This window comes from Bacillus sp. ISL-7 (assembly GCF_018613065.1).
Genome location: NZ_JAGGQW010000004.1, coordinates 1 through 26,905, shown reverse-complemented (window position 1 = coordinate 26,905; position 26,905 = coordinate 1). Strand labels below are relative to the sequence as shown.

Annotated in this window: 31 protein-coding genes and 4 pseudogenes; 25 read left to right on the top strand and 10 right to left on the bottom strand. The window is 34.3% G+C overall.

Going from position 1 to position 26,905, the window contains the following annotated elements; genetic code table 11:
- Positions 1 to 440: 440 nt before the first annotated feature.
- The 4 genes and pseudogenes from J7E66_RS01645 to J7E66_RS01630 form a co-directional block, all read right to left on the bottom strand.
- Positions 441 to 929, bottom strand: coding sequence for a DinB family protein (locus J7E66_RS01645; protein WP_214997720.1), 489 nt, complete (start codon positions 927 to 929; stop codon positions 441 to 443).
- A gap of 36 nt (positions 930 to 965) precedes the next feature.
- Positions 966 to 2,054 (bottom strand): NAD(P)H-dependent flavin oxidoreductase, encoded by a 1,089-nt coding sequence (locus tag J7E66_RS01640; RefSeq protein WP_214997719.1) that lies wholly within the window; start codon positions 2,052 to 2,054, stop codon positions 966 to 968.
- Positions 2,055 to 2,058: 4 nt separating this feature from the next.
- Positions 2,059 to 3,255 (bottom strand): YbfB/YjiJ family MFS transporter, encoded by a 1,197-nt coding sequence (locus tag J7E66_RS01635; RefSeq protein ID WP_214997718.1) that lies wholly within the window; start codon positions 3,253 to 3,255, stop codon positions 2,059 to 2,061.
- A 63-nt stretch (positions 3,256 to 3,318) separates the two neighbouring features.
- Positions 3,319 to 3,667, bottom strand: a pseudogene (locus tag J7E66_RS01630) (tautomerase family protein).
- Positions 3,668 to 3,859: 192 nt separating this feature from the next.
- On the opposite strand from J7E66_RS01630, the gene J7E66_RS01625 reads away from it, so the two are divergent.
- The 10 genes and pseudogenes from J7E66_RS01625 (at position 3,860) to J7E66_RS01575 (ending at position 12,971) form a co-directional block, all read left to right on the top strand.
- Positions 3,860 to 4,720 (top strand): LysR family transcriptional regulator, encoded by an 861-nt coding sequence (locus tag J7E66_RS01625; protein WP_214997717.1) that lies wholly within the window; start codon positions 3,860 to 3,862, stop codon positions 4,718 to 4,720.
- Positions 4,721 to 5,083: 363 nt separating this feature from the next.
- Positions 5,084 to 5,314: pseudogene (locus tag J7E66_RS01620) on the top strand (alcohol dehydrogenase catalytic domain-containing protein); the annotation flags it as partial.
- 149 nt (positions 5,315 to 5,463) lie between these two features.
- Positions 5,464 to 6,264 carry a glutamate racemase gene (gene murI / locus J7E66_RS01615; protein ID WP_214997716.1) on the top strand — a complete coding sequence of 267 codons (801 nt, stop codon included), beginning with the start codon at positions 5,464 to 5,466 and terminating at the stop codon, positions 6,262 to 6,264.
- A 212-nt stretch (positions 6,265 to 6,476) separates the two neighbouring features.
- Complete coding sequence (locus J7E66_RS01610) at positions 6,477 to 6,854, top strand: RidA family protein (RefSeq protein WP_214997715.1); 378 nt, start codon at positions 6,477 to 6,479, stop codon at positions 6,852 to 6,854.
- 233 nt (positions 6,855 to 7,087) lie between these two features.
- A complete protein-coding gene (locus tag J7E66_RS01605) occupies positions 7,088 to 7,345 on the top strand; it encodes a hypothetical protein (RefSeq protein WP_214997714.1) in 258 nt (85 codons plus the stop codon).
- A 1,267-nt stretch (positions 7,346 to 8,612) separates the two neighbouring features.
- Positions 8,613 to 9,173: a CBO0543 family protein gene (locus tag J7E66_RS01595; RefSeq protein ID WP_214997712.1), complete on the top strand. Its 561-nt coding sequence runs from the start codon at positions 8,613 to 8,615 to the stop codon at positions 9,171 to 9,173.
- A 980-nt stretch (positions 9,174 to 10,153) separates the two neighbouring features.
- Positions 10,154 to 10,885: a reverse transcriptase domain-containing protein gene (locus J7E66_RS01590; RefSeq protein ID WP_214997711.1), complete on the top strand. Its 732-nt coding sequence runs from the start codon at positions 10,154 to 10,156 to the stop codon at positions 10,883 to 10,885.
- A 244-nt stretch (positions 10,886 to 11,129) separates the two neighbouring features.
- Positions 11,130 to 11,588, top strand: a complete 459-nt coding sequence (locus tag J7E66_RS01585) for a CBO0543 family protein (RefSeq protein ID WP_214997710.1) — start codon at positions 11,130 to 11,132, stop codon at positions 11,586 to 11,588.
- 232 nt (positions 11,589 to 11,820) lie between these two features.
- Positions 11,821 to 12,336, top strand: coding sequence for a DinB family protein (locus J7E66_RS01580; protein WP_214997709.1), 516 nt, complete (start codon positions 11,821 to 11,823; stop codon positions 12,334 to 12,336).
- A gap of 176 nt (positions 12,337 to 12,512) precedes the next feature.
- Entirely contained in the window at positions 12,513 to 12,971 is a 459-nt protein-coding gene (locus J7E66_RS01575; protein ID WP_214997708.1) for a hypothetical protein, read from the top strand.
- A gap of 267 nt (positions 12,972 to 13,238) precedes the next feature.
- On the opposite strand, the pseudogene J7E66_RS33050 reads toward J7E66_RS01575, so the two are convergent.
- Together J7E66_RS33050 and J7E66_RS01565 are read right to left on the bottom strand one after the other, a co-directional pair.
- Positions 13,239 to 14,313, bottom strand: a pseudogene (locus J7E66_RS33050) (IS110 family RNA-guided transposase); the annotation flags it as partial.
- 295 nt (positions 14,314 to 14,608) lie between these two features.
- Complete coding sequence (locus J7E66_RS01565) at positions 14,609 to 14,860, bottom strand: hypothetical protein (RefSeq protein WP_214997724.1); 252 nt, start codon at positions 14,858 to 14,860, stop codon at positions 14,609 to 14,611.
- 328 nt (positions 14,861 to 15,188) lie between these two features.
- On the opposite strand from J7E66_RS01565, the gene J7E66_RS01560 reads away from it, so the two are divergent.
- Positions 15,189 to 15,806, top strand: coding sequence for an NUDIX hydrolase (locus J7E66_RS01560; protein ID WP_214997707.1), 618 nt, complete (start codon positions 15,189 to 15,191; stop codon positions 15,804 to 15,806).
- A gap of 149 nt (positions 15,807 to 15,955) precedes the next feature.
- Here the strand turns inward: J7E66_RS01560 and J7E66_RS01555 are convergent, their stop codons facing one another.
- Together J7E66_RS01555 and J7E66_RS01550 are read right to left on the bottom strand one after the other, a co-directional pair.
- Positions 15,956 to 16,726 carry a Cof-type HAD-IIB family hydrolase gene (locus J7E66_RS01555; protein WP_214997706.1) on the bottom strand — a complete coding sequence of 257 codons (771 nt, stop codon included), beginning with the start codon at positions 16,724 to 16,726 and terminating at the stop codon, positions 15,956 to 15,958.
- Positions 16,727 to 16,867: 141 nt separating this feature from the next.
- Positions 16,868 to 17,632, bottom strand: a complete 765-nt coding sequence (locus J7E66_RS01550; RefSeq protein WP_214997705.1) for a DeoR/GlpR family DNA-binding transcription regulator — start codon at positions 17,630 to 17,632, stop codon at positions 16,868 to 16,870.
- Between the two features lie 269 nt (positions 17,633 to 17,901).
- Between J7E66_RS01550 and J7E66_RS32240 the strand changes: the two genes are divergently transcribed.
- The 12 genes and pseudogenes from J7E66_RS32240 (at position 17,902) to J7E66_RS01495 (ending at position 24,452) form a co-directional block, all read left to right on the top strand.
- Positions 17,902 to 18,024 (top strand): hypothetical protein, encoded by a 123-nt coding sequence (locus J7E66_RS32240; protein WP_285289193.1) that lies wholly within the window; start codon positions 17,902 to 17,904, stop codon positions 18,022 to 18,024.
- On the top strand, positions 18,005 to 18,247 hold the full coding sequence (locus J7E66_RS01545) for a hypothetical protein (RefSeq protein ID WP_251032698.1): 243 nt from the start codon (positions 18,005 to 18,007) through the stop codon (positions 18,245 to 18,247). Before J7E66_RS32240 ends, J7E66_RS01545 begins: the two co-directional genes overlap by 20 nt.
- Positions 18,248 to 18,720: 473 nt before the next feature.
- Positions 18,721 to 18,855, top strand: coding sequence for a protein YhfH (yhfH, locus tag J7E66_RS01540; protein ID WP_214997704.1), 135 nt, complete (start codon positions 18,721 to 18,723; stop codon positions 18,853 to 18,855).
- A gap of 359 nt (positions 18,856 to 19,214) precedes the next feature.
- Positions 19,215 to 19,709 carry a DinB family protein gene (locus J7E66_RS01535; protein ID WP_251032697.1) on the top strand — a complete coding sequence of 165 codons (495 nt, stop codon included), beginning with the start codon at positions 19,215 to 19,217 and terminating at the stop codon, positions 19,707 to 19,709.
- Positions 19,710 to 19,928: 219 nt separating this feature from the next.
- Positions 19,929 to 20,957 (top strand): DUF1835 domain-containing protein, encoded by a 1,029-nt coding sequence (locus J7E66_RS01530; protein WP_214997703.1) that lies wholly within the window; start codon positions 19,929 to 19,931, stop codon positions 20,955 to 20,957.
- A gap of 227 nt (positions 20,958 to 21,184) precedes the next feature.
- Positions 21,185 to 21,376: a LysM peptidoglycan-binding domain-containing protein gene (locus J7E66_RS01525; RefSeq protein WP_214997702.1), complete on the top strand. Its 192-nt coding sequence runs from the start codon at positions 21,185 to 21,187 to the stop codon at positions 21,374 to 21,376.
- A complete protein-coding gene (locus tag J7E66_RS32725; RefSeq protein ID WP_214997701.1) occupies positions 21,360 to 21,518 on the top strand; it encodes a DUF5050 domain-containing protein in 159 nt (52 codons plus the stop codon). Before J7E66_RS01525 ends, J7E66_RS32725 begins: the two co-directional genes overlap by 17 nt.
- A gap of 240 nt (positions 21,519 to 21,758) precedes the next feature.
- Positions 21,759 to 21,908 carry a hypothetical protein gene (locus J7E66_RS01515; RefSeq protein ID WP_214997700.1) on the top strand — a complete coding sequence of 50 codons (150 nt, stop codon included), beginning with the start codon at positions 21,759 to 21,761 and terminating at the stop codon, positions 21,906 to 21,908.
- A gap of 364 nt (positions 21,909 to 22,272) precedes the next feature.
- Positions 22,273 to 22,752, top strand: coding sequence for a DUF2975 domain-containing protein (locus J7E66_RS01510; protein ID WP_214997699.1), 480 nt, complete (start codon positions 22,273 to 22,275; stop codon positions 22,750 to 22,752).
- Positions 22,753 to 22,762: 10 nt separating this feature from the next.
- Complete coding sequence (locus tag J7E66_RS01505) at positions 22,763 to 22,987, top strand: helix-turn-helix domain-containing protein (protein WP_214997698.1); 225 nt, start codon at positions 22,763 to 22,765, stop codon at positions 22,985 to 22,987.
- Between the two features lie 198 nt (positions 22,988 to 23,185).
- Positions 23,186 to 23,380: pseudogene (locus tag J7E66_RS01500) on the top strand (VOC family protein); the annotation flags it as partial.
- 250 nt (positions 23,381 to 23,630) lie between these two features.
- The gene (locus J7E66_RS01495; RefSeq protein ID WP_214997697.1) at positions 23,631 to 24,452 is read left to right on the top strand and encodes a squalene/phytoene synthase family protein; all 822 of its coding nucleotides are present in this window, start codon (positions 23,631 to 23,633) and stop codon (positions 24,450 to 24,452) included.
- 337 nt (positions 24,453 to 24,789) lie between these two features.
- Here the strand turns inward: J7E66_RS01495 and J7E66_RS01490 are convergent, their stop codons facing one another.
- Complete coding sequence (locus J7E66_RS01490; RefSeq protein ID WP_214997696.1) at positions 24,790 to 25,512, bottom strand: NADPH-dependent F420 reductase; 723 nt, start codon at positions 25,510 to 25,512, stop codon at positions 24,790 to 24,792.
- 231 nt (positions 25,513 to 25,743) lie between these two features.
- Between J7E66_RS01490 and J7E66_RS01485 the strand changes: the two genes are divergently transcribed.
- Together J7E66_RS01485 and J7E66_RS32235 are read left to right on the top strand one after the other, a co-directional pair.
- On the top strand, positions 25,744 to 26,115 hold the full coding sequence (locus J7E66_RS01485) for a winged helix-turn-helix transcriptional regulator (protein WP_214997695.1): 372 nt from the start codon (positions 25,744 to 25,746) through the stop codon (positions 26,113 to 26,115).
- A gap of 476 nt (positions 26,116 to 26,591) precedes the next feature.
- Positions 26,592 to 26,777, top strand: a complete 186-nt coding sequence (locus tag J7E66_RS32235; RefSeq protein ID WP_374103816.1) for a hypothetical protein — start codon at positions 26,592 to 26,594, stop codon at positions 26,775 to 26,777.
- A 33-nt stretch (positions 26,778 to 26,810) separates the two neighbouring features.
- Here the strand turns inward: J7E66_RS32235 and J7E66_RS01475 are convergent.
- On the bottom strand, positions 26,811 to 26,905 hold a 95-nt coding region (locus tag J7E66_RS01475; protein WP_214997721.1), incomplete at its 5' end, for an IS3 family transposase.

Below are 26,905 nucleotides of genomic sequence, written 5' to 3'. Positions count from 1 at the left end.
ACCATGAAAATAAGTTTCTTCAAGATTAGAAATATGACAATACTTAAGAAGACCCTGCTCAATCGTTAAAAAAAGAGGAGAGCGATAATTATAAGTTTATGGATTAGGGTTGACTGGATTAAGGTCAGTATCAGTATTGACACTTCCTAACCATTTTCATTCTCTGTGGTGAAGCGCCGCTTTTTGCGCTTCAAGGATGGCTAACGGGTGCGTTTCCGCAATTTGGCGGGAACGCTTTTTCACTAAAAGGGCAGGGTAGTTTAACAAAGCAAAAATAAAAATTAGAAGAAAGTGTCTGTTTAAGAGGCTTAAAGAGTGATATTAATAATTTTAATTTTAAGCTTAACACATTTAGCACCGTCCATTTTTATGACGGTGCTAAAAATAAAATTATTTAATAATTGTTTAAGAAGTAGGACATTTTGGTTGTTCTAATACCCTTATTCTTTCTCTCTCTCATTCTGAATAATTCGTTTATACGATTTTATCGTAGCAAAATGCATACCTTCATGATATAAACAAAAACTGAGTAATTCTTCAACTGTTGATATAGTAAGACCTGTTGACGTAGTAAAAGGCGTCTCGAAAACTTCTTTTAGCCGAAATTCCAATGATTGTTCAATCCTGTCGATTTGATTTTCCAATAATTGGATTAATTCACTGATCGTTGGTAACGCCTGATCTCCCCAATTGGTGGGCTTTGTGCCAGTAGTGAATAATTCCGAAAAGTTATTCGGCATTATCATTTTTTCTTTAATAAAATAAAATGCAAACTTTTCTTGCACAACATATATATGTCCTAGATTCCATTTTATATTATTATTGAATCCTTCTGGAATAAACAGTGATGCTTCATCATTCATTTCTGTCACGCAATTAATTGTGTTTTCTCGAACAAATCTTAATTGTTTAAGCAGGTAGTTTTTCATCTCTTTCCCTCCTGGGCAATCATTAAAAGAATACAACTATTCCATATAAATATATGAATTTATTTTTATAGCTTCTGCAATAATATTTTTTATTAATGATTCAACGGTTTGGCTTTTGGCTAATCTTGGACTTTGACCAGACCAAAGTGACATGAAATCTTGATTGTTTTGTGCACTAGAAGTCTTTCTAATATCCTGGGTTAGTGTATTTTGAACAGGGAAATCTGGTAAAAACCGTTCGTGCTTCTGTATTTCTAAAATAAATTTATTTTCTATCCCTCTTGCCCATTTTCCTGAAAATGAACGAGTTAAAACAGTCTGGTTTTCGTTAGCATTAAGGATGGCTTCTTTATGAACCTTGTGTGCCCCACTTTCAATACAAGTCAAGAAAGCTGTGCCCATTTGTACACCCTTTGCTCCTAAGCAAATAGAAGCCATTAACCCTCTCCCGTCCATAATTCCACCAGCAGCAACAACAGGAATGCTTACATTGTCTACAACCTGTGGAATTAATGACATTAAACCAATCAAACCTTCTAGTGATCTATTGATAAAATTCCCACGATGTCCGCCAGCTTCACTGCCTTGTGCCACAACAATATCCATTCCTACTTTTTCATTTTCAACTGCTTCTTCAACCGTTGTGGCTGTTCCCATCAGAATAATGTTAGATTGTTTTAATTCAGCAATCACTTCTTTAGAAGGAATACCAAATGTAAAAGAACAAATAGGAACCTTTTCTTCAATTACAACCTTAATTTGTTCAATAAATGTTTCAAAAACATCATTAAAATTTGAAATTTTAAAGCTATCTTTTGGTTGTAAATTCAATTGCTGACGAATAGGGTTTAAGATCTGGTTAGCCGATTTTATTTCATTCCCAGTAACTTTAAATTCGTTAGGAACAAATAGATTAATACCAAAAGGGTTTGAAGTTAACTGCTTTATTTCCTTAATTTGTTCTCGCATTTGAATAGGTGTCATATAACCTGCACCAATCATTCCTAGACACCCAGAATTTGAAACCTCCGCCACTAATTTCGAAGTGGTTACTCCGCCAGCCATTGGAGCTTGAATAATCGGATACTCAACTTTCAAAAGTTCTGTAATTTTATTATTTAACATAATTTCACACCTCGTAGTTATTTTCACTTAATATTCCTTTGGATTTCCTCTCAAATTGAATTCCATTTAAAAGCATTGCTGCCCCAATTAATACCACACAAGATGCTCCTATCAGAGCAGTATTAAAATTATTAGTGAATGATGATAAGACTCCAGCAAGGATTGGTCCTATCAACTGTCCAATAGCATAAATAGCGGTCAGAATCCCAATCGTTCGACCGCTATTAGATGGATTCATTTGTCGTCCCATTGTTGTAACAAGCGTTGTGATACCCATAAACGTGGCTCCAAATAATAAAGCACTTATGATAAAACTTGTTTTCGAACTCCAAAAGGCTGGCATCGCCATACCCAAAGCTTGCAATGCCATTGCAAGAACTAAGGATTTAACGAATCCCCATTTTTTAGCTAGTAAAGACCAGATGAGACAGGATGGAATCGCAGCCAATCCAACCATCATCCAAACTAAGGTGGCACCTTTGTGAAAGTATGAGGTCTTTTCAGCGATAGATACGATAAACGTACCCGTAACAATGTAACCCAATCCTTCTAAACCATACGCAATAATCAACCATAGGAGCCATTTCGTGGGGGGGACTTCTGCAAAAATTTGTTGTTTAGCTTTCTTTTCAACAGCGTTTGAGTTATCATCGAGCCAGATCCATACGAAGAAAGCAAGGATTCCACTAACAACAGCTAATCCTGTCCAAGTTCCTTCCCACTGATATAAATGGTTTAAACTCGGAATAAATAGACTGGACAAACAGATTCCCAAACCTACCCCTCCATAAAATAAACCAGACCAACTTGTTTTGTTTATAGAAGCAAGTTTATCTAACACGATACCAGAGGCTAGAACCAACACATAAGCACTGGAAACTCCCGATAGAAATCGAAGTACATACCAAAGGAAATGAGAGTATGTTAGACCCATTATGGCAGTGGTTAAGATACTGACAATAAGACAAATTCTTAAGGAAATCGTTCTATATTGTTTCAGGGGAATAGCACCTGCTAAAATTGCTCCAAGCAAATATCCTGCGTAATTACTTGAGGCAATATAACCAGCCACTGTATTTGAAAAAGAAAGATCCTTTTGCATAAGTGGAAGAATAGGAGTATAGGCAAATCTTCCAATCCCCATGGCAATGATTAAAGACAATATTCCTCCTATTAAAAAAAGATAAGTTTGCTTCTTCAAATTAAAACCTCCAAATATAAAGCATATCTTTATAAGCTATAATGAACCTGTTAGAAATTGTTCTTATCCTAATCCGAAACTCCAGTCGGCATCGCTGTTTTCTGTTATAGAAACGATCAAATCTTGTGGAGAAATCCCACAATCAGATTCAAGTTTATGGGCTAGAAGTGACTATAAGGTTTTTAACGGTTCTTTTTTTACTAACAATACTAATAATTACAAGGTCTCTGCTTCTTTTAAACTCTAGTCCTGTATCCTCAATTATTAGCTCATGAGGCGGGTGTTGATGAACTATTTGATAACGGTCACTTTCAGGCACTTGGAAAGCTTCCACCATCGCACGGTGAGCCGAATCCAATAATTTTTTTAGCGTTTCTTCGTTTCTACCTTCTATTAAATCAAAGCAAATAATGGCATTTTGTTTCTCCCTTCAAATTTCAATAATGTTTTTAGAATGTGTCTTTATTACAATATTAACCTCCAGTTAAAATGTAGGATATTTAAATCATATTGCTTTTTTGTTATATGGTATAATACTTAAAAATGATATTTGGTATCACTCTAAATGATGGCTAAGGATATTTCAAATTAAGGGGAGATTATTTTGGATTTACATACATTAAAAATTTTCCAGACTGTTGCAAAGTTGGGGAGTATTTCACAAGCAGCAAGAGAACTTCAATATGCACAGTCTAATATCACGATGAAAATTCAGCAGTTGGAATCGGATCTTCAAACAACCCTTTTTCATAGACATAATCGTGGTACTGCACTAACTGCCAAAGGAAGCATGTTGCTAACATATGCAGAAAAAATATTCAATCTTGTAGAAGAAACAAAGAACGTGATGAATGATGATCAAACCTCAAAAGGTCCTTTAATTATTGGTTCTATGGAAACAACTGCCGCTGTTCGTTTACCAGCCCTATTTTCAAAATACCTTAAAGACAATCCCGAAGTTGAACTAACCCTAAAAACAGGGCCCACGAAAGAAAATATTGAAAGAGTTCTTCAGTATGACCTTGATGGAGCATTTGTGGCTGGACCTATTGAACACCCAGATCTCATTCAAAAGGATGTAATCGAAGAAGAATTGGTACTCATAACAGATATAATTCATCCTCCTTTATCTTCTATCAGAGATATTCAAACAAAGACACTGCTTGTATTCCGTACTGGATGTTCTTATCGGGAAAAGCTTGAACAATGGCTACACCAAGAGGGAGTGATTCCTAAAAAGATAATGGAATTTGGAACCCTGGATGCAATCGTCGGGTGTGTATCTGCTGGTCTAGGTTTAAGTATGGTTCCACAAAGTGTTGTTGCAAAACAAATACAAGAAGGAACTCTTAGACAGCATACGCTTCCGACTCCATACGGAAAAGTCAAAACAGTATTCATTTATAGAAAAGATAAGTATGTACCTACGTCTTTATTAAAATTTATAGCTATGATAAGTGATTAGGAGTGCTTGTTTTAAAAAAGAGTTTTTATGGGGAAGTAATTCACTATCCAAAAAAATTGTGATATTGCACTTAAACAAGTACGGGTGCCTTAATTGGAGCGTGATTGCGGATTACGATCCCTTTTTTATTGTCCTGATTTACGGGTCAGGTTAGCTATGACCTACGAAAAACGATGTTTAATAGGCTAAAAAGCCTTATTAAATCCACTCTCCACTTTTCCCTCTTTTTTAGGTATCGAAAAATCAGATGGCAATTATCTATTTTATGTATTATGCCATATAGATAAATGGAGTTATCATTGATATATCAGTATTGAAATACTGTATTTTATAAGACCTTTCTTATAGAAAGGAGTACTAGCAATGCTACAACCCTTTGATGCACTAGTTGTAAATAAACAAGAAGACTAATCTTCTGTAAAACTTCAAAAGCTAATGCTTCAAGATTTACCAGAGGGAGAAGTATTGATTCACGTCCATTATTCTGGTGTCAACTATAAAGATAGTCTCGCTACTATTCCTAATGGTAACATCGTCAAGACCTACCCATTTGTACCTGGAATTGATTTAGCAGGGGTAGTTGTTTCAAAAGAACACTTGTAAAATTATGATAATGTTAGCTTTGTATTACTCTGTTTTCTAATCCTTTAAACGCAACTACTTATGACCATGTTTGAAAAAATGGTACTTGAAAGAACAAGTTATAAAATATACAGGGTTAACTTAAGAGAAGAGTGAAAGTAGTGAGAATAGGTTTTTTTGATTCTGGAATAGGTGGTATGACTGTACTTCATCAAGCATTGAGGTATTTACCGAATGAAGATTACATATTTTATGCGGATACCTTACACGTTCCATATGGTGAAAAAACAAAAGAAGAGGTACGGGAATATATATTTAATGCAGTTGACTTTATGGCTAATCAAGGAATTAAAGCATTAGTCATTGCTTGTAATACAGCAACCAGTATTGCAGTGGATGACCTTCGCCAAAAGTACGATTTCCCTATTTTGGGTATTGAACCAGCCGTAAAACCTGCTGTTCAAAGCTGTGAGGGAAAACGAAAAAAGGTATTAGTGTTGGCAACTAATTTGACTCTCAGTGAGGAAAAGTTTCATAACCTTGTGAAAAGTATAGATCATCACGATATTGTTGAAAGTCTACCTCTTCCTGGTCTTGTCCAATTCGCTGAGAATTTTGAATTTAGAGAAGAGAAAGTTGTACCCGATTTAAAAGAAAAACTATCTTCGTTTGATTTAAAGCAATACGGCACGATTGTTCTTGGATGTACCCATTTCCCTTATTTTGAAAATAGTATACAGAAAATATTTCCAGAAGGAGTAGACATTATTTCTGGGAGTATTGGAACTGCCAAGAACTTAAAACGAATTCTCGAAGCAAGGAATCAAATTAACGATGGAACAGGGGATATTTTATTTTTTAAATCTGGTTTTAAAGTTGAAGATAAAGAAACATTATCTGATTATAAAAAGTTGTTGATAATGTTAGACGAACTTCAGCTTTGTCATCTAAACATTAAATGATAATCACTCCAAAAATGTGTACTTAAACCAATAAGGTTAGGCTGTTCCGACAGTCTTTTTCATATGTAGGTGAAAGTTTGTGATATTGTACTTTAAGGTGGGTATTTGCAGGCATTGTTTGGAAGGACGGTTGTATTGTTTATATATTCCCTATACCTTACAATTTCGTCATATATCTATTTTTTTTCTTTATATCTAAGGAGGAATTTTATATGTCAAGAAAGGCTTTTAGTGCATCTGGAGCTGTTGCTGTTGGTCCTTACTCACATGCAATTGAAGCAGGAGATTTAATATTTCTATCTGGGCAAACCCCAGTAGACTCACAGACTGGAAAGCTTGTAGAAGGTGATATTGTAGAACAGACAAATCAATGTTTTAAGAATCTTTTCAATGTATTGGAAGCAGCAGGTTTAACTCCTGATAATGTTGAAAAAGTGAATGTATTCTTAACTGATATGAATAACTTCACAGCAATGAATGAAGTTTATTCTAAACAATTTTCTGAGCCATATCCTGCTCGTACAACTATAGGTGTGTCATCCCTACCTCTTGGTGCAGAGGTTGAAATCGAGATGATAGCTAGAAGATAAAAATCAGGTAAAAAGGGCTCTATCAAATAGCAAAGCCCCATAAAATCTTTCCTTCTCTCAACATACATTCAATTAATTTTTAAGATATTGATAACCTTCTTTGTTCAACTAACGGGTGCGTTTCTACAATAAAGTGGAGACGCTTTTTTATTAAAAAGTAACATCATTTTACTTATGGTAAATATGTATAGTAGTATTAGCTTGTCTACTGGTGATTTTTAGGAGGTTTTCATATGAAAAGGAAATTAGTTTTAACTCTTGGTTTTGCAGGAGTTTTAGCGTTATCAGTTTGTTTTGCGGAAAACTTACAAAGCACAAAGGTTTCAGCAGAAGAACAACCTAAATTAGCAGAACAAACCGATACTACCACAGTTATAACAAAAGAAGAACAAAATAGGGTAGAGAAAATGCTAAAAAATATGCCAACTGGGTTTAAGGTATTTGTACCACAAGAAAATGGAACAGGATTCTACGTTTCAAAAGCGAAATAGTTTATTAAACTACCATGATAATAAGTTTCCTCTAAATTGGAAAAATGGCAATATTTAAGAAGACCCTGCTCAATCGTTAAAAAAAAGAGAAGAGTGTTAATTAATAAGTCTATGAATTGGTTGACTGGATTAAGGTCAGTATCAGTATTGACACTTCCTGACTATTTTCATTCTCTGTGGTGAAGTGCGATTTTTGCGCTTCATGGATGGCTAATGGGTGCTTTACTTTAATATGAAGTAAAAAAGGATCTTCCAATCGAAGATTCTTTTTTCATTGCCTATAAGGTCGCAATTGCTTAGTATTTTTACTAAGGTTCTGTCTGATAGTAGAACTACTTTTCTGCTTTTAAGTCTTATCAAAAATGACTAAGTATTTTAGGATTTGTTAAAAAACCTTCGGCTAAAATAGGAAGGTTTCCGTCTAATAGATATACATAAAAAACAAAGGAAGGTGAACAACATAATTGAGTCCAATCACAGAATTCCAGAGGATAACGATAAAGTTTTTTTGGGGCTATTTCGGCAATACGAACAGTATATCTACAAGATTTGTTAGACGCACTAAATGAAGATGAAAAAACTGTTCTATTACTAAAATACTATCAAGGATAACCTTTTAGTGAGATTTCGGAGATTTTGAATACACCATTTAGCAAAGATAAACCGTTGAGCTTTATAATAAGTACCTCTATCTTAAGTTCTGATCCAACAGCTATAGCACTTGGAACTGAAATCGAATCAATGATTGTTGAATTTCTACAATCCGAGGACATATCGCCAATATTAGATAATGAGCCTTATGAAATTATTGTAAATAGTAAAGACAATAAGAAGATAAACTGAAGAGCAAAGGCTGCCAAGCTTGACCTAACCAAGAATGGAGAGGTAACTGTGGCAGCTTTTCTTATTGAACTAACGAAGCAGGTTACTTCAAGAGGGAATTAAACAATTCAACTCATATGGCTGATTTACAGGTAGCAGCTTAATTTATTTTTTTAAATTGAAATTATTTAGTAGGTTGATTGTTTTAAACATTTGAAGCACGGATTAGTCAGTAAAACAACTATCAGTCGCTTTTTCATTTTGTCCCCAAAATTATCCTTGAATACATCATTATTCCAATACTCAAATGAATATTAAAACAAACTATCACGTAATTTGGATAAAATGAGAGAAATCGAGAGATTTTCCTTTCTATATAGAGGGAGGATAGTTGAACAAGGATGGGGAATACTGGGGTTATATTATTTTTTAAGGTGGATTTAAAATGACACCACTGATTAGAAAAGAAGAAATTATAAGTTCTGATAAGTTTTTTCAAAGAATTCATCAAGTCGAAGTGGATTATCTAAACTATTGGATTGAAAATACGTTATGGCGATGGGAATTTTGGCTTTCAGTAGCCTTATCAATCATTCCTTGGCTTGTATGGATAATACTGCGAAAGCGTGGAAGTGAAGCAAGATTGCTTTTAGCTGGAGGTTTTGGATTAAGTGTAGCTTCTTGGTTTGATTTTTTAGGACTTGTTTTTGGGCTCTGGCATTATTCTGGGAGAGTATTGCCTACCATTCCAACATTTTTACCTTGGGATTTTACTTTAATTCCTGTAACGCTTATGCTTTGGCTACAATTTAAGCCAACTCTAAATCCCTTATTTAAAGCTGTTATTTATTCCGCATTGACTTCTTTTATAGGTGAACCTTTATTTGAATGGATTGGATTTTATACTACTGTAAAATGGAGTGTTTTTTATTCCTTTCCAATTTACATTATTATCTATTTAATTGCTTATCGAATTAGCAATGCTAAATCATTTGATTCTTTGTAATAATTAAACAATTACTTCAATAGCTGTGATTGTGAATAATTGTACTTAAGTAACGGGTGCTTATGTTAAAGATGGGATGGCTACGGCTATCCGTTTTCTTATTTCACTAACGAAGCAGGTGTGCGGCCGAGCCTAGGTAGTATCATATAGCGGGTGGGACCTTGGCACAGTACACATCGATATGATACGGCAACTCGGGAGACCCTACCGGTCTTTTCTTGTTAGAAGAGTATGGTGTATAAGCGATAAAAAGCAAGGAAACCAAATGCTGTGTAGGGAGTCGGATAGCAGCGTAGTACCAACGAAGTTGGGTAATGCCGATGGAGGAAAGGCTAGCTACCAGTTATCGTTCTTACTAGGGAAACATTTACAACACTCAGAGGTAGGGATAAATGGAAACAAAACTACTAAGGATAGCAGAATTAGCAAAATCTCAATCTAAGAGAATAGCAACATTTTGTGAATGGTAACTAGGAGGAGCCGTGTGCGTAAATAGCGCAAGCACGGTCCTGTGAGGGTTGCGCCTTGAAAGCTCAAGGAATACATGCGACTTGAAATAGTCGTCTAGATAATGCTTAGCCAGCAGTCTTGTACCGAGTCTTGCGTGGTGCACGGTAACGTTCACTGCGAAGCGTAGACAGGAAGGTGGCAGGCCGGAATAAAGTGAAGAGGATAATTAGTCCCGAAATTGAACGTGATGTGGAGTAGCCGACCTTTTCTCTCAATGGGGAAGGCAATAATGAAATAACCGCCAAAGGCAAGGTCATTCTCATTACTCCCGGGATTCGTACCTACGGCATGTCATCAATGGATTCCTTTGGGAACAAGGGAGATCCAATGAACTTCTACAGGATGTAGATAAGAATTCAACAAGCCTACAAAGCAAGGAGAATTCGATGGTTTATTGGAAGTCTTACTAACTGATAGTACTCTGAGATAGGGAGAGCCTATTACATGGGGAAGCGGTTGAAGCAGGTGTAATGGAAGGTAAGGATATTCACGTCAGTGAAATAGGAACACCGCAAGGTGGTTCAATTAGTGTACTGTTAAGCAACATTTATCTTCACTATGTATTGGATTTGTGGTTTGAGAAAGCAATAAAACCAAGACTCAAAGGTGAGTCATATCTAATAAGATATATCGATGATTTTGTAGTGTGTTTTCAATATCGTTCAGATGCAATAAGGTTTGGGAAAGTCCTTGTGAAAAGATTAAGGAAATTCTCATTAGAGCTTGAACCTAATAAGACTAGGTTAGTAGAGTTTGGACGGTTTGCCAGTAAACATGCCCTGCAAAAAGGAAAGAAATTAGAAACGATTTACTTCCTAGGTTTTACACATTATTGTACAAAAAACCGTAAGGGTAATTTCATGGTAGGTAGGAAAACTGAAAAGACCAGATTTAAGCGGAGTGTAAATAAAATACAAGAAGTACTTCGTACTATCAGACATTGGTCTATAAAAGACCAAGTTGAGAAGATAAATCAAATTCTTAGAGGTCATTACAATTACTATGGTATGGCTGGCAATCTTCGGTCAATAACAAAAATCTATAATATTACGGAACGTTATTGGAGAAGAATGTTAAGTAGTAGAAGCCAAAAGAGCTATATAACGTGGGAAAAGTTCAATAAGATTAAGTCGATTTTTCCTCTAGAGCGTCCTAAACTTTCAATTCCATTTTCGGAATTAAAGATGTACGCGAAACTGTGAAGCAATTTCTGAAGAGCCCGGTGCGGGAAATCCGCACGCCGGGTTCTGTGGGGGTTTGAGTCGCCAATTGGGCGACCTTTCTACCCGGAGGGAGGAACACAATCTACCGTAAGGTAGAAAGGTTCCCTTCTACTCGACTAGTGAAACAAGCACCAATGTTCCATTGCAACTTTTTATAAAAAAATTCCTAGATGTATATCCTAGAAAAGAACTTAATTTTGTGTTTAAGATTGGGATGTATTCTATGTGGTTTCTTTATGTATCCATTGTTGTGTTTAACCTGGCTGCTTTCCTAATGAAAAAAAATTTACCACTTATTGAATATTACGCCAGCATTTTTTGGGGCTTATTTACTGCCGAGCTAGCTGATAGATTTACGGATAAATATAATATGTACGGATTTTTCGAACCTTATTTTGTGGAGGCAAAAACCTTACTTGTTATTTTAGGGATATATCCAGCTGCAACTATGCTTATTATTAATTGGTATCCCTTTAATCGTCCATTAATTAATAAGGTTATGTATATATTATTTTGGTCTGTTCTTTCTACCCTTTACGAATGGTTATGTCTAAAAATGGGTTTCTTTTATCATAAGAATTGGAATATATGGTTATCTGCTATTTCTTATCCTTTTTTATATGGGCTGTTATTCGGTAATTTAAAATTTATTCGTTGGTTAGAGTATAAAAAAAGGGTGTAAAATCTGTTGTAAAATTAATTAATTCAGTGCTGTATTTTTCAACAAGGGACTTATGCTTAAGGTCGAGCTGCCATACTTGGTGGCTTTTTCTTATTAAAGTAACGTGGGAGTTTAGTTAAAGGAATTTTTTTTAATAAAACAGAATATATAAGTTAATGGTTTTTCCAAAATTTAGATTTTTAAGTGCCGTTTGTCACAAAGGAAGAACAAATAGAAATGGAGGAAAATTAATATGACACACCCCGTTTTAAAATTGTACAACTACCACGTTTGGGCAAATGGAGTTATAATGGACCGTTTGAGAGAACTTCCACAGGATATTTATCATCAGGATATTCAGAGTGGTTTTTCTTCGGTATCAAAGGTGTTGACTCACATTTTTCTCACAGATTATACTTGGTTTGACATTATCTCAGGTAAAAGTATGAATGAAGCAATGGCGACCACGAATCAATTAAGAGAACAGGTGGAAATGAAAAGTATTAAGGAAATGAAAGGAATATTTCTAGACTTATCCGAACGATACAAAGCACTTCTGGACAGTCAAAAAGATATTGAAAAGTTGATTGTAGTTGATAACCCATATGCTGGGTTACTTGAAACTTCTATATCTGAGACAGTACTACACGTTGTCACTCACGGATCCTACCACCGTGGCAATATAGCTACTATGTTGCGACAAATGGGGCACACCTCCGTTATGCAAGACTTTGGGCTTTACCTCTTCTATCAAAATAGGACAGAGTAACTCAGCATCAATCCCCCTCTAAATGATTTATTTAAATATAGGGGGAAATAATTTTGGAGGGTACTGTTCCTTTGGAGAGATTGTGAAAAATTGCACTTAAAGTAACGGCTGCTTTAGTTTAACAACAAATGGGCTGTTTCGGCAGTCTTTTTTCTTTAATAAAAGGGGCGAGAATTTTGACAGTACATCATTATATAGCTTCAAATAGGGAGATTCCAACTGGTGATTTTGGACAAAACCCTATACAGATTGAGAATATGATTATTTATGAGACAGAAGATGACCTTTTTGGCATATCAGTATGGGACTTAGAAGGTTATGATGAAATAAGGGGGAAATTTTCCAACCCATTTGTGTATCATCTTGATTGTCGTAATACTAGAAAATGTTATAGCGATTTATTTAAGTATATAAATGAAAATCTTTCCAACGGTGAAAGTATAGAATTATATACTTGCTTGGATGGTGATGAACTGAAAGAAAAGAACGATATACTAAATGTTGTTGTTAACTTAAAAACAAAGCATTTCATTAATGATATAGGAAATTTTATATTAAACGAAAAACGCTTATTTGATGAATTAAGTGAACGGTTTTCATTTAGAGAGAGGCAGTATGTATTGGTAACTAAATAACAATACTTCTATTTCTCTTATTGAGGCTAGTACAAACCTTTTGATTGGAGAAAATAGATTATGACACTTTTATATGTAGGAATTAGTTGCATTATTGTTGGATTCGGTTTAAGCTCACTTAGTTTTTATGAAGTTAAAGATGGTTTAAAATTTTTATTTGAAGAGCGAAGTAAGATAAACAAGGTAGCCTTTTTCTTTACAATATTTGAATATGTAACAGGGATATTTATGTTTGGAATACTACTCATATTGTTTGGCATATTTGCTATAATAATGAATTTTTTTTGATACCATTGCGTGAGCGACTACAATACCAGCACGTTTCTTACCTTTTCGGGATGCTGTACGTCTATACAGTGCTCCGAGATAGTTTATGGATCCTTTTACTGAATGAGCTGCTTCTGTTAACGCCGATCTTAAATACTTATTTCCTTTTTTAGTTTTGGCTGATTTTCTTTTTCCAGCATTTTCATTTTGCCCAGGAACTAATCCTGCCCAAGAGCACATATGAGCTGCAGTGGGGAATTGTTTTTTCACATCAGTCCCAATTTCGGATAGAATTTGCTCAGCCATCCTTGTTCCTATGCCTGGAATGGAATCCAGACGTTCTATATCTTCTTGCTTGGAGCTCACTCTTGCCGCAACTTCCTGATCCTACATATTGATTTGCTCAGTCAAAAAATCGATATGTCCTAAAATGGTTTTTATCATGAGGCTTTGATGAGAGTTGATATACCGTTTAAGAGCGAGTTCCAATTCTTCTTTCTTTTTTTTCATAGTACGTCGAGCGAAGTTTGCTAGTTTTTCAGGATCCTCTTCACCATCTGCAATGGCGTCAAGCATATCACGGGCTGAAACACCCAACACATCAGAAACAACGATCCCAACTTAATGTTCGCGCCTTCTAATACCTTTTGAATTCGATTATGTTGTCTGGCACCTCTTCGATAATACTTCGACGATATCGAACTAGTTCACGTTGATTCCGATCTGGAATATAACTTGCTTTGAGCAGTCCGTGACGAAGAAGTTTGGCGATCCATTCAGCATCCTTCACATCTGTTTTACGCCCTGGAACTGCCTTCATATGTTGGGCATTCACAACTAAAAACTCAATATCCTCAGCTTCAAGTAAATTCACAATCGGCTTCCAATAAACACTCGTGCTTTCCATAGCGACATGGGTACTATTATGTTGTTTAATCCAGTCAACCAACTGTAATAGAAATACAGTTTTAGTAGAAAACGTTTGAATCTCCTTGCCTTTAGGTGTCATAATACAGGCAGTAATATTCTCCTTATGGACATCCATACCGCATGCTCTTTCAATGACTACATCCATTGAAAATATCCTCTCTACGGCAATTGTTATAATTAGAGGCTGGTACATCAACCAGAATAGGATTAATCTACCATGTGTGCTTCCCGTAAGGGAGCGACAGTCAGTGGTGCACCGTGGTCGGTGGAGTCAGACTAACGGATGGGCTCTAACGCACCATAGTTCAGCGACCTTCCTCTCCCAGCCGTAGAATCAGAAAAGGTGTTACCTTATCTGGCAGCACCCATTTTTAAAATTAAAAGTCAATTTTATTTATGGAAGTAAATTTAGTTAAATTATAACATTAAACAAATAAGGGCTAGGCAATCTGAGAACTACACCTTGTACCAACTTGTTCTGATTGTAATAAATCATTTAAGGCTTGCTGATTAATCACTTCATTAAAATCAGAAGGTTGGTCTAAGGAAATTCCTCTCCGATTACCAACAGAAATAATTATTCCTATTTCATAATACATATTTTTCGTAAGAATACCTTTTTCAATATTATTAATAATTTCATAGTAAAAACGAATTAATAACTCTTCAGGTAACTTTTCATAGAAATCCATTTTATATTCACCTCAAACTCCAATGATTGTAAGCCTTTTCAATAATTATACCATTATTCGTATAATTATTGATGTTAAAGTTATGTAAAAAATTAAAAACATTATGATTTGTTATAGTAAAATACGGAATGTTTGATAATCGACTTCACCCTAAAACCTAACAATCCACCTTCTTCCAATAAAGGGTGCTTATGTTAAAGATGGGAAGGCTGCGGCGATCACATTTTCTTATTGTGCTAACGAAGCAGGTTAGTTGAATAAGGGGAAGTTTAATTTTCATAAAAAGTAAGGTAAAATTAGGTAAAAATCAATTGGTGGTGAATAAAGATTGGAACCTAAATGGTTAGAATGGGCAAAACAACTTCAATCCATTGCACAGGCAGGATTAACTTATTCTAAAGACGTGTATGACTTGGAAAGATTCGAATTAATAAGAAATATAAGTGTTGAAATTTTGACGCAGTATACAAATGTAGACCATAAAGTTATAAAAGAACTTTTTGCAAATGAGACTGGGTATGCAACTCCTAAGGTTGATATTAGGGCTGTTGTATTTAGAGATAATAAAATATTAATGGTGAGAGAAAACGATGGTGGAGGCTGGTCGTTACCTGGAGGTTGGGGAGATATTGGATTAACTCCAGGCGAAGTTGCGATCAAGGAAGTAAAAGAAGAATCAGGTTTTGATGTTAAAACAATAAAATTGATTGCTGTGATGGACAAGAAATGTCATCCACATCCCCCTTCCCCATATCACGTTTACAAAATGTTTATTCAATGTGAAGTAATTGGCGGACACCCGAAAGAAGGTATTGAAACGAGTGCAGTTCAGTTTTTTCCTGAGAATGAATTACCATCATTATCAATAGATAGAAATACGGAATCACAAATTAATTTGGTTTTTAAACATTTACATAATCCACAAGATCCCGTCTATTTCGATTGAACTTCCAGGTAGATATACCATCAAGTTTTTTTACTAACCAATTAATTCAAAAAGAATGGGGAACCTCGTCAAATGAAGGTTCCCTTAATTATTATATAAAATCAACATTAAAATTTAACAGAGCCTAATTTTTAATAGTCTTTCTCTTTTTATATTAATGACATGCTCTTAAGAGCATTGTAAATTCCATGTTCATTGTAACAATCTGTGATTAAATTGGCTTTCTCTTTAACTTCTGTTTCAGCATTTCCCATTGCAATCCCAATTCCTGAAAGTTCCATTAGTTCAATGTCGTTGATTCCATCTCCGAAAAAGACAATATCTTCACGCTTAAATCCATTTTGTTCGGCGATTTTCAAAATGGTTGTTGCTTTCGATCCTTCACTAGGGATGACATCTACACCAAATTTGTGCCAACTCACATATCTGAAATCTTTGATAGCGTATTTTTGAAGATCTTCTGGCTTGCAGAAAAGCATAGCTTGAATAATGGGGTTTTGTTTCCAATACATTTCATCAAAGTCAGGGAGTGTCCATCCTAAACTATCGTAAGCCTTAGTTAACGACTCTCCAGGTTCTTCGAAATGTCTTTTTAATCCGTTCGCTGTTTGGAACACAATCTGATCATTGTTTTCCGTCGCAATTTCGATTAGTTTAATAATAGATTCTTTTGAAAATATTTCCTCATGTGCTAATTCATGACGAACATACCCGACTGAACCATTACATAAAACATAGGTATCAATTTCAAGCTCGTCAACGATTGATATTGCTGTTGCGTAGTCCCTTCCTGTCGCAATGCCGATGTCATGCCCTTTTTCTTTAAGAGAAACCAAAGCTTGTTTGGTGCTATCGAGAATCTTCATTTCTGTTGTTAATAATGTTCCATCAATGTCAAAGACAATAAATTTTTTACGCATTTTCTTAAACACCACCAAATAAAATGATTTCTGTATCTATCAGCGTTCCATTAACATCAAAAATAATCGTATTATACTTACTCTCTCTCTCTCTCTCCCTCTTGATTAATTATGAAAAAAACTCTGATATACTTCCCAGCTTTAATCTTTACTTGCAATTATTACTTCAACACCATATTTCTCCATAACATTATATAAATCATTAGGTGGAACTTCATTTGTAATAAATGTATCAATTGATTCGAATGTTAAAGCTCTATAATTCTGGAGATGATTATATTTGCTATGATCAGCCAATAAAATAACTTGATCAGAATGTTTTATTAATTCACGCTTAAAATGTATATCTTCTTCAAGGGCATAGTATAAACCTTTCTCAGTAATACCTGCTGCTCCAATAAAGACCTTATTGAAGTGATAATCTTTAAGTTTTTCAATAGTTGAATATCCAGTGATATGTCGAGTTGACTTATTTAATGTTCCACCTAAGAGTTGAATCTTGGTATCTTCAAATTGTGCTAACATATACGCAGTATCAATTGAATTTGTCACAATGGTAACAGGTTTTGACTGTAAGGATTGAGCAATAAAATTAACTGTGGTGGAAACATCTAGATAAATCATTTCATCGTCAGCTATCAGATTTGCTGCTTTCTTTCCAATTAATTTTTTCATTTCAAATTCAGTCTGTGATCGCTCTTGATAATTAACAATTTTCTTATGAAAAGATGCTAAAGAAACTCCACCATAGGTTCTAACCACTGCTTTATTTTGTGAAAGTTTAACTATGTCTCGTCTTGCCGTATCACGTGAGATATTAAACGTTTCACACATTTGTTTAATGTTCATTGTTTTATGAGATTCTAAATAATTAAGGATGCGTATTAATCGTTCTTCTTGATTCATTAGTAACCTCCTCAATTATATGATAAGTTATTTTAATTCGTTACGGAAGTGATTTTAAGTAAATTCATCAAAAATAACTTTCTGTTTAAGTTAGTTTAAGTTGTTAACGAGATTTTCTGCATTTCTGCGATTTTAAAATTTAAAGAGATTGTGAAAGTTTTCACTTAAACTAACGGGTGCTTGAGTTACATAAGTAAGGCTGTTGCGGCAGCGTTTTTCTCATTGGACTAACGGATTACGTTAGTAACATTTATTGAGAGGTGTTTGTATTGTTAAAGATTGAAGAAGTAAGGGGAAAAATTAAACAGTTAGATGAATCATTTGCTAAAAGTCTTTTACTAATCATTTATGCAAGACTTGATACTGCAATAAATGGAACTGGTGGGGATTAAGGAGTTAATCAATTTCCTTAATAAACTGGAAGAAAGTAATATATTTTATAAGCTAAATAAAGTAAGAGATGAAGCTATAATGGTTGAAATTACTGTTCTAGGGCAACGTTGGGAAGTTGAGTTTATGAATGATGGTACAGTAGAAATTGAAAAATTCATAAGCGATGGAGACTTTTATGATTTTAAAGAGATAGAGATAATATCTAACGATTTCAGTGATTAGTTCAAAAGGTTATTAAGCTGTCAGGTGCATTCCTTAAATAAAATCCAGTACAAGGAACAGGTATGAAAGAAGTAATTCGTGTTGAATTATGTAAATTATTGGGTTTGAAATTACAAAATGCTGGAAGAGCATCTAACCTTTTTTGGATGGGGTTCGGGGATATGATTCAAATAAACAGAAGAGGCAGAACCCAAGAAACACCAGAATATGTATTACATATTTAATGTTCGTGGAGAATTACCTTAGATAATACAATAGTTGTAGCTTCCGAGATTTCTATCTCCTAACTCGGAATGGGATGAAGATACTGAGGATTTCGATTGGGATATATAAGGTAAAAATAGATTTGATGAAAATATTAAAACTTTTATTATTTATTTAAAAAAGGTCTATACTTTTTTCTCTTTTTTGCTTATACTGTACTATAACAAGACAAGAAACAACGAACTGTGTTAATGAAGGAGGAGATTTAAATGTTAATTAGTCCGGTTGAATTTTTCCGAAATTTGCCAAAAAAGGAGTGCCCTGAATGCGGGCAGCATATGCAAGAGCAAGCAGAAAGTTATTTGATGGATTGTGATCGTTGTTTATCCAAAAAAGAAAAGTAAAGTTTGTTAACTCTCCAGCATTGCTGGGGAGTTTTTTATTTCATAACAATAAATTAGTAGAATTCTTGGAAAGTAGAAAAGCATTTGATACAGCAACTAAAGTAATTAAATTTATCGAAATGAATGTCTAAATATCTGTTAATTTTTATAAATGAGCCATATTAACTAACCTCTTGCATTAATTAAAAGATCGTCTTTTTTTACGATCTTTTTTATGAGTAATCAAAATCTCCAAAATATTTACTCCTTGCAGAAGATGTGAAGTAATGTACTTAAACTAACTGGGCAGGTTCGTGGAAGAGGGTTTATTTTTACATATCTAGAATATGTATTATCATTATAAGAAAGTGGGTGTATTGATGATGTTTCATCAAAACGAATATGAATGGGTTCGTCAGACACGATTAACGGTGCTAGACTATTGTAAGGAACTTAATCAAAATGATTTTACTCGCCAAAATGGATACGGTTGGGAAAGTGTGCGAGACTCATTGGTTCACATAGCAGATTGTTATATTGCGTGGCTCGGCTCATTTGTTTTATTAAAAACAAAGAAGCCAATTACACCAAAGGATGAACGACAGAAATTGAAACTGGACGATATAAAAATACGCTTTGAACAGGTTGATTCTTTTGTAAATGAGGTATTTGAATTACACGGAAAGCAATTATCTGAGCCAATTCAAAGAAGGATTCCTTGGAGAGATGAAACAGACATTATAACATTTACCCCTGGTAAATTAATAATGCATACTATAACTCACGAATTTCACCACAAGGGACAAATTGTAGCTATGATACGTCAGATGGGTTATGAACCTCCAAATACAGATGTATTAGGAACTAACGATTAATATATGTAAGAGAAAATAGATTTCTTTACCTTTTTCTATTAACAGCTACAAGGGTAAAGTTCAGCTGCCAATTCAGGCGGCTTTTCTTATTGAACTAAAGGAACAGGTTTGTTGTAGAAGGAAACTAAATCCAATTAACGGATAAGGATTTAGAATTTACACTTAGTGGTTTGATATACTGAACATATGAACAGCTCAATAAGATAAGGAGTTTTTTATGTGGATATTTTTGAGATTAAAAACATAGTTAAAGACTTACCAGAACGGGAAGTAAGTTCATACTTGCAACTTATTCTTTTTAGGATAGGACTGTTAGAGGAAAGGGAATATTCTTTAGTTGAGTTTTCAAAAGACCTTAAAGAATTTTATAACCACATTCTTTATCCACAAGACCCAAATGAAAATATATTCGATAAAGGCGATTACAAAAAAGTTCACATCAATTTTGGATACCCATATTTAAGACATACATTAAAAGAAATAAACATACACGAGGAAGAATTTATTGTTACTTTCGAAGATAATTTTGCTGTTGCCCCATTAGGTAATTTGGACACAGAAAATGGTCAAAAAGAAAGATTTAAATGGATAAAAAACAACTTAGAACGAATTGAAGAAGAAACAGAAAATTTTTGTGATAAACTTCAAGGAACGATTGCTCGATTAGTTTCTATTCCAGAAAATATTCCAATTTACATATGGGTTTCAGGAAACGCTCATGAACAAACAGGACTTCTTTTTACAATTTACTTGTTAAGGGAAAGAAAAAATAATATCTTTATCGTTAATACTGGGCAATTGTATAGAGAATTATTTAAGAAAAAATCTAAAAAGTACATCCCATTTTTTTCAGGGGGAATACTTACTGAAGAATTACAATCCATTTACAACTATACTCAAGAAAATCAAAAAAATTTATCTGACACAGAGCGTAAACAGGTTGAAATACAGTGGTTAAAACTTTCTGGAAATTCTGCAACCTTAAGAATTTGGGAAAACGGTGAAATAAAGTTTGTTCCTGAAGACTATTACGATGATTTTATAATTGAAAAAGCCAAGAAGCTGATTGGTAAGAAAAAGGGATATATAAAGTGTGCAAGGTTAATTGGTGAAGTGTATGGACATATTTTTCAGTATATCGGTGATAGTTTTTTAGAATATAGGGTTAGAAATTTAATCGAAAATGGAATTTTTACTTATGAAGGTAGCTTAGAGGCAATGCGTAGTTATGGTATTAAATTTAGTTAAATATTTTATTGGATACGTTGAGGGCTCGAAATAGAAATAGGGGCTTCTCTTTTTCATAATTCTTATTTAACTTTTGTAAAAATGTTTGTGAAGAATTGTACTTAAACTATCGGGTGCTGCGGCATCTCCTTTTATATTGAGCTAACGGATGTAAAATCAATTAGGCACTTTTCCTTTTACAGAATAATACGATAAATAATGTAATCTGTCATAAGGAGGGTGCAATAATGAACAGAAACCTTAATCTTAGTTATGTTGTTCAACCAGTTGATAATTTATATTCAATAGCATTGAAGTTCAATACTTCTGTGGAAAGTATTGTTTTCTTAAATCATCTCGTAAGCCCGATCATATATATTGGCCAAACGCTATTGATTCCCGAAACAGCTTCAAAAAAGGGTATTGAAGCTAGGCAATAACAATACAAACCTGAAAACTTTTTTAAATGAACATTTTGTAACAAACACAAACATTTTCGACGATTGGATTTATTACACAAGAACGGAGAAAATGGTATATCGAATAAAAACAGATGGGACACAAAAGCAAACTCTGTATTAGTGCTCTCACCTCCCAAAAATCCTTAATTGACAAATTATCGTAAGATGTTGTTTAACTAACGGTTGCAAGAGTTGTAGATTCAGCTGCCATTTTGGTAGCTTTTTATTATTCGACTAACTTAAGCAGGTTAGCTTAAGAAGAAACCATAATGAGCATTTGAATAAAGTTATAAATTAAACACAAAATGAAAAGGGAAATGAATACCCTAATATAAACAAGATGAAATGTAGGAGTGAAAGTATGGATAAAAACAAAGGGAAAACACCAAATGTTTCAGGAAGTTTTCAAGTGATTGAAGATGACCGAAAGGAAACTATTGAGGAATTGAGAAAAGACAACAAACTAGATGAAGAAACGGAATACTACGCGCGAGTTTTTATGGAAGAATAGGCGTTTCTTTCAACAAGTGGATTGTAATACAAGAAGAGCTGGCTGATATTGCTAGCTTTTTTGTTATTCAACTAAAGATGCAGGATAGTTGATGAAGAAGTTTTTATTTAATTTAACACTCTTCGGAACTATATAAAAAAAGACCCCTTGGGTTAACGGGTACAGGTTAATTGAATAAGTTATAAATTGAATAGCTTAGGTTATACAGCATTTCGTTATCATACAGGAATGCTTTTTATTTTTTTAAAAAATTAAAGGATATATCTATAACAATGATAATATAATTAAAACCAATAAGTTTTTATTGATAAACAATAAATTTTGTTTTAGAATCAATTTAAAATTAATTAAGTGAGGTGCTTTTATGAAACAAGTTACGACGCTCGTTTTAAAGCTAGCTGTTATTTTTATAGGAATCTCGGTTCTTGCATTGTGCATATTTTTAGTGCCCCATATGGGGAATTTCGCAGCAAAATTGTATCCAAATATTGCCCCAATGAAATATCTCGTTTTCATCGTGATGTATGGAGCGGCTGTGCCTTTTTACTTTGCTCTCTATCAGGCTTTCAATCTTTTACGGTACATTGACGAGAACACAGCGTTCTCGGAATTATCTGTAAAGGCGTTAAAGAACATAAAGTGCTGTGCGATTACAATCAGTGGTTTGTATGTATTAGGTTTGCCACTCTTTCATTTTATAGCGAAGAAAGTTGACCCTCCTATTGGATTAATGGGACTCATTATCATTTTTGCTTCGTTGGTTATCGCCGTTTTTGCTGCTATCCTCCAACGGCTTCTACAAGAAGCGATTAACATAAAATCAGAAAATGATTTGACGGTCTGAGGTGGAGGATATGGCAATTATTATTAATATTGATGTGATGTTAGCAAAACGAAAAATGAGCGTAACGGAGCTTTCTGAGAGGGTTGGAATTACTATGGCGAACCTTTCTATACTGAAAAATGGGAAAGCAAAAGCGGTTCGTTTTTCAACATTAGAAGCGATATGTAAAGCTTTAGATTGTCAGCCAGGTGATATTTTGGAGTATAAAAGTGACGAGGATACTGAAGAATCATAGACAACAAATTTTTCAATTAACGGTTAGCTTTCATTCTATAAGCCAATATAGAAAAATGCTCAGAGTTTTATGCCCTGAGCATTTTTTGTGTCTATTATTGTGTTAATTTGCTTGTTAATTCAAAAGCTAATTTCTCTGTGATTTTATCCTCTAATTGGATTTTTGTACTTCAAAACCGAACCCGTTACCCTTGGGTCTTTTGATAATATGTATCATAAATTAAAGGAATTGTATGTCAGCATCTTGTCAGGTCGTCCAAGAGACGAAAGAGATAAAAAGTCTATTTACTTTACTGACCCAGACGGTCATAAGTTTGAATTTCATACAGGCACTTTACAAGACAGGTTGGATTATTACAAAAATGATAAAACACATATGGAGTTTTACGATTAGACGATTTCCTTGTTCAAGTACAGGTTCTTGGAGAGATTGTGAAAGATTGTACTTAAAGTAACGGGTGCAAGAGTTAAAGATGGGGACTGCTGCGGCAATCCCTTTTTGTTCTACTATCCGGGCAGGTTTATTGAGTAACAAGGGCTTAAATTTTGTTTATTATTAAATATTTTATATAGTGGGGATAATACAATTTAAAATTAAACAAATTTAGGAAATTTTTAAGGACAAAAAAAGGGGACAAAACAAGATGAGCAAAGCACTAAATCTACATAGAAGTGCAATAGACATGTTGATGGCGACAAGCCGGACCTTCTTTATTCCTATTAGTCATCTACCGTCAGGATTACAAGAAGCTGTTACATCCGCTTACTTATGCATGAGAGCTATTGACGAGATTGAAGACCACCCCCAACTCCGATTGGAAACCAAACATAATCTATTACGTTCAATCAGCCTGCTCTTGAAAAAGCCCTTCAATAATAAGGAGTTAATGGCTTTATTTCACCCATACAACTCTCTCCTTCCGGAGGTTACCTTACGATTTGGCGATTGGATAAAGCTTTGTCCACCAACAATTGTAGCGAGCATTTCGAATGCCACATCTATTATGGCGAAGGGGATGGCGGACTGGGCTTTAAAAGAGTGGCGGATTCAGGATGAAGAAGGTTTGAATGAATACACATTCTACGTTGCAGGTTTGGTAGGAGTCATGCTCTCAGATATTTGGAAGTGGTACGATGCTGTTGAAACGGACAAAGATCTAGCTATAGCCTTCGGTCGTGGCTTGCAGTCTGTAAATATTCTTCGCAATCGTGCTGAAGATTTAGAACGAGGTGTGGATTTCTTTCCTGATGGATGGGAGTTAGAAGATATGTTTATGTACGCCCGACGTAACCTAGCATTGGCTGACGTTTATTTGGAGGATATTAAACCCGGTCCGATACTTAATTTTTGTAAAATCCCGATAGCTCTTGCTCATGGTACACTTGATACTTTAACAGAGGGGAAGGAAAAAATGAGTAGGGCTACCGTAACTGAAATAGTTAGTCGAGTAGTAGATAGAAAATAAGATTCCACAATTTAGAAATAAATTTTTATATGTGTACTTGTTGCACTAATGGGTGCTAGAGTTAAACATAGGGTTGCTGCGGCAGCCTTTTTTTATTTAGCTAACGGAGCAGTTTAGTGTAACAACAATACAATTTTTTTACGGCGATGAAAATTGTTAACAACATCATTATATATTAAAAGTGTTACATCCAAGGTGGATGAACAGAGAGATTTAAAATATGCCAAAATAGTGATCAAGGTTATTTTGATCACTATTTTTGGTTCCAAATTTCCTATATCTTCTATTCAATTTAAAATTAAATACCAGAGCAATGATCATTATGAGTTTCCTAAAATTATGAATGATATGTTTCTCTGTTTAGATTCACAATATCTTTATGTGAAAATCTAGCTGAAAACTTCTCCATTGCCTTATCCCGTAGGAATGGGGCTTTTTCTTTATTTGCCTTTTTTAATGCTTCCGTTAGTTCCTCTTTTGTTAGTTCGGTGCAGTATGCAGGAGTTCCTGGCTGTTGTCTCCATGAATCACTTAAAGAACCACTATCTACTGCGTCGAAGCCTAGCTCGTTTACTACGTCCATGATTATTTGTTTTTGTGATAGGTTATTACCAGCAATCGCCATGGCAATGCGACCACTAGTACCTTCAGGGGTTCCTTTATTTTCTAAAGTATAATCTAATTGATTGTTGAGACCTTTAATGATAGGTCTACCTAATTGATTTGAAACCCAAACACTTTCAACCATCCCGTTCTCAATTTCTTCAATTTTATTGTCTCTAAAAGGGTAATAATTTGAAGTGTCTACAACAATTACTTCATCTCCAGCTTTATCTACAATGTTGCGAATGCTTGGAATCACGTGAAAAGGGAGAGATATTATAAGAACATCAATATTTTTTATTACATCTTCTACACTCACAGGTGTTCCAGCAATCTTTTTTCCTTCTAAACGATCAATTCCTCGAGCATCTGCAATTTTGACATCATGTCCATTCTTAACTAATTTTTTAGAAATAATTGACCCTATCGTTCCTGCACCTATAATTCCAAATTTCATAATTGTTCCTCCTATATATAATTTTGTTCGATTATGATTTAATATCAGCTATCGAATTTTCTAATTGCCTCAACACGAAATTATCTACAATCCTTTTTTGCAATCATTAAGGTAATTGAGTGTTTTGGTTATAAATAATATAATAAACTCGTTACTCTTACTTTTGAAGTAGGCAATAAAAAATGATATAGTACACTTTTTTGTACTTTATGGAAGAAAAGGGATGTAAGTATGGCTAGAATATGCAAGGATGGATTTGAAAAAGAGTTTATTAAGGAGCAAAGAAACGTTTATGGTATTGCGTATACCCAAAATATGCTTTCAGGACGCTGGAAGTATCTTATTCTTTGGTTTTTAAAAACAAAAGAACGTCGTTATAGCGAAATTAAAGCTTTTTTATGGGACATTTCACAAGGTTCTCTTACAAAACAGTTGAGAGAATTAGAAACAGATGGATTAATTAAACGAGAGGTTTTTCCTGAGGTACCTCCACGTGTTGAATATTCATTAACAACTAAAGGGCGTGAATTTATCCCAATACTTGATATGATGGAGAATTTCGGCAAAAAATTCGGGGAGAAACCTGATGGAAGAAAGACTTAATTATCACAAGATCTTAGCCAGGTACTTTATTTAGCATTTCCAAGTAAACATACCAATTGTTGATCTTGGAATAATCTCCCTAAATAAGTGCAAGATAATAACGATTAATTGGTGGAGGTTATTAGTGTGCTTAACAAAAAAGAGAAGTTAACATCGTTATTTTGGATTGCTATACTTGGCTTAATTTTAACAACGATATATTCAGTAATCCTTGGTATTTTAGGATATAGGACAATGAACAGGATCGATTATATTTACAAACAGAATAAACCAAGATCAAAAAATAGTTAATAAAGAGTGACTGAGAAGTCGCTCTTTTTTTTTTCCTTCTTTAAATAACGAAGCAGTTTACTTGTGCGAAATGTTCCTGATTTAAATTGAGATTGGTCACAATCTTCAGGTAAAGGTCAGGCAGTTCCTTTCGGAACTGAAGGGTTATATCGAAGAATCAAATGATGGGGTAACGCCCTGAAACTTTGGAGCCGGGTGATGTTTTGGATACTGGTTCACCTTCTGGTAGTTGTCCAATGAAGTCAGACGACATCGTATCTGTTGAAGTAGAGAATATCGGTAAGCTATGTAATTATGGGTTTTATTCATTTTTGACTAATTCTAAACGTAAGAAAAATAAAAGGAAGGAAGTGGAGAGAATTGAACTGTAACCTATAAAATGGACAGTCTAAAAAAGACCATGTTTAAGCTGCTATTAGATGACTCCGGTATTGGACCGGAGTCATTTTATTTAGGCCCCATTGATAACGATCATTGTTATATTCTTCAATATAATTTC

Coding starts and splice junctions, on each gene's coding strand:
- J7E66_RS01645 (WP_214997720.1), bottom strand. CDS start 929: ATGAAAAACTACCTGCTTAAACAATTAAGATTTGTTCGAGAAAACACA.
- J7E66_RS01640 (WP_214997719.1), bottom strand. CDS start 2,054: ATGTTAAATAATAAAATTACAGAACTTTTGAAAGTTGAGTATCCGATT.
- J7E66_RS01610 (WP_214997715.1), top strand. CDS start 6,477: ATGTCAAGAAAGGCTTTTAGTGCATCTGGAGCTGTTGCTGTTGGTCCT.
- J7E66_RS01605 (WP_214997714.1), top strand. CDS start 7,088: ATGAAAAGGAAATTAGTTTTAACTCTTGGTTTTGCAGGAGTTTTAGCG.
- J7E66_RS01595 (WP_214997712.1), top strand. CDS start 8,613: ATGACACCACTGATTAGAAAAGAAGAAATTATAAGTTCTGATAAGTTT.
- J7E66_RS01590 (WP_214997711.1), top strand. CDS start 10,154: ATGGAAGGTAAGGATATTCACGTCAGTGAAATAGGAACACCGCAAGGT.
- J7E66_RS01585 (WP_214997710.1), top strand. CDS start 11,130: ATGTGGTTTCTTTATGTATCCATTGTTGTGTTTAACCTGGCTGCTTTC.
- J7E66_RS01580 (WP_214997709.1), top strand. CDS start 11,821: ATGACACACCCCGTTTTAAAATTGTACAACTACCACGTTTGGGCAAAT.
- J7E66_RS01565 (WP_214997724.1), bottom strand. CDS start 14,860: ATGGATTTCTATGAAAAGTTACCTGAAGAGTTATTAATTCGTTTTTAC.
- J7E66_RS01555 (WP_214997706.1), bottom strand. CDS start 16,726: ATGCGTAAAAAATTTATTGTCTTTGACATTGATGGAACATTATTAACA.
- J7E66_RS01550 (WP_214997705.1), bottom strand. CDS start 17,632: ATGAATCAAGAAGAACGATTAATACGCATCCTTAATTATTTAGAATCT.
- J7E66_RS01545 (WP_251032698.1), top strand. CDS start 18,005: ATGGAACTGGTGGGGATTAAGGAGTTAATCAATTTCCTTAATAAACTG.
- yhfH (WP_214997704.1), top strand. CDS start 18,721: ATGTTAATTAGTCCGGTTGAATTTTTCCGAAATTTGCCAAAAAAGGAG.
- J7E66_RS01535 (WP_251032697.1), top strand. CDS start 19,215: ATGATGTTTCATCAAAACGAATATGAATGGGTTCGTCAGACACGATTA.
- J7E66_RS01525 (WP_214997702.1), top strand. CDS start 21,185: ATGAACAGAAACCTTAATCTTAGTTATGTTGTTCAACCAGTTGATAAT.
- J7E66_RS01515 (WP_214997700.1), top strand. CDS start 21,759: ATGGATAAAAACAAAGGGAAAACACCAAATGTTTCAGGAAGTTTTCAA.
- J7E66_RS01510 (WP_214997699.1), top strand. CDS start 22,273: ATGAAACAAGTTACGACGCTCGTTTTAAAGCTAGCTGTTATTTTTATA.
- J7E66_RS01505 (WP_214997698.1), top strand. CDS start 22,763: ATGGCAATTATTATTAATATTGATGTGATGTTAGCAAAACGAAAAATG.
- J7E66_RS01495 (WP_214997697.1), top strand. CDS start 23,631: ATGAGCAAAGCACTAAATCTACATAGAAGTGCAATAGACATGTTGATG.
- J7E66_RS01490 (WP_214997696.1), bottom strand. CDS start 25,512: ATGAAATTTGGAATTATAGGTGCAGGAACGATAGGGTCAATTATTTCT.
- J7E66_RS01485 (WP_214997695.1), top strand. CDS start 25,744: ATGGCTAGAATATGCAAGGATGGATTTGAAAAAGAGTTTATTAAGGAG.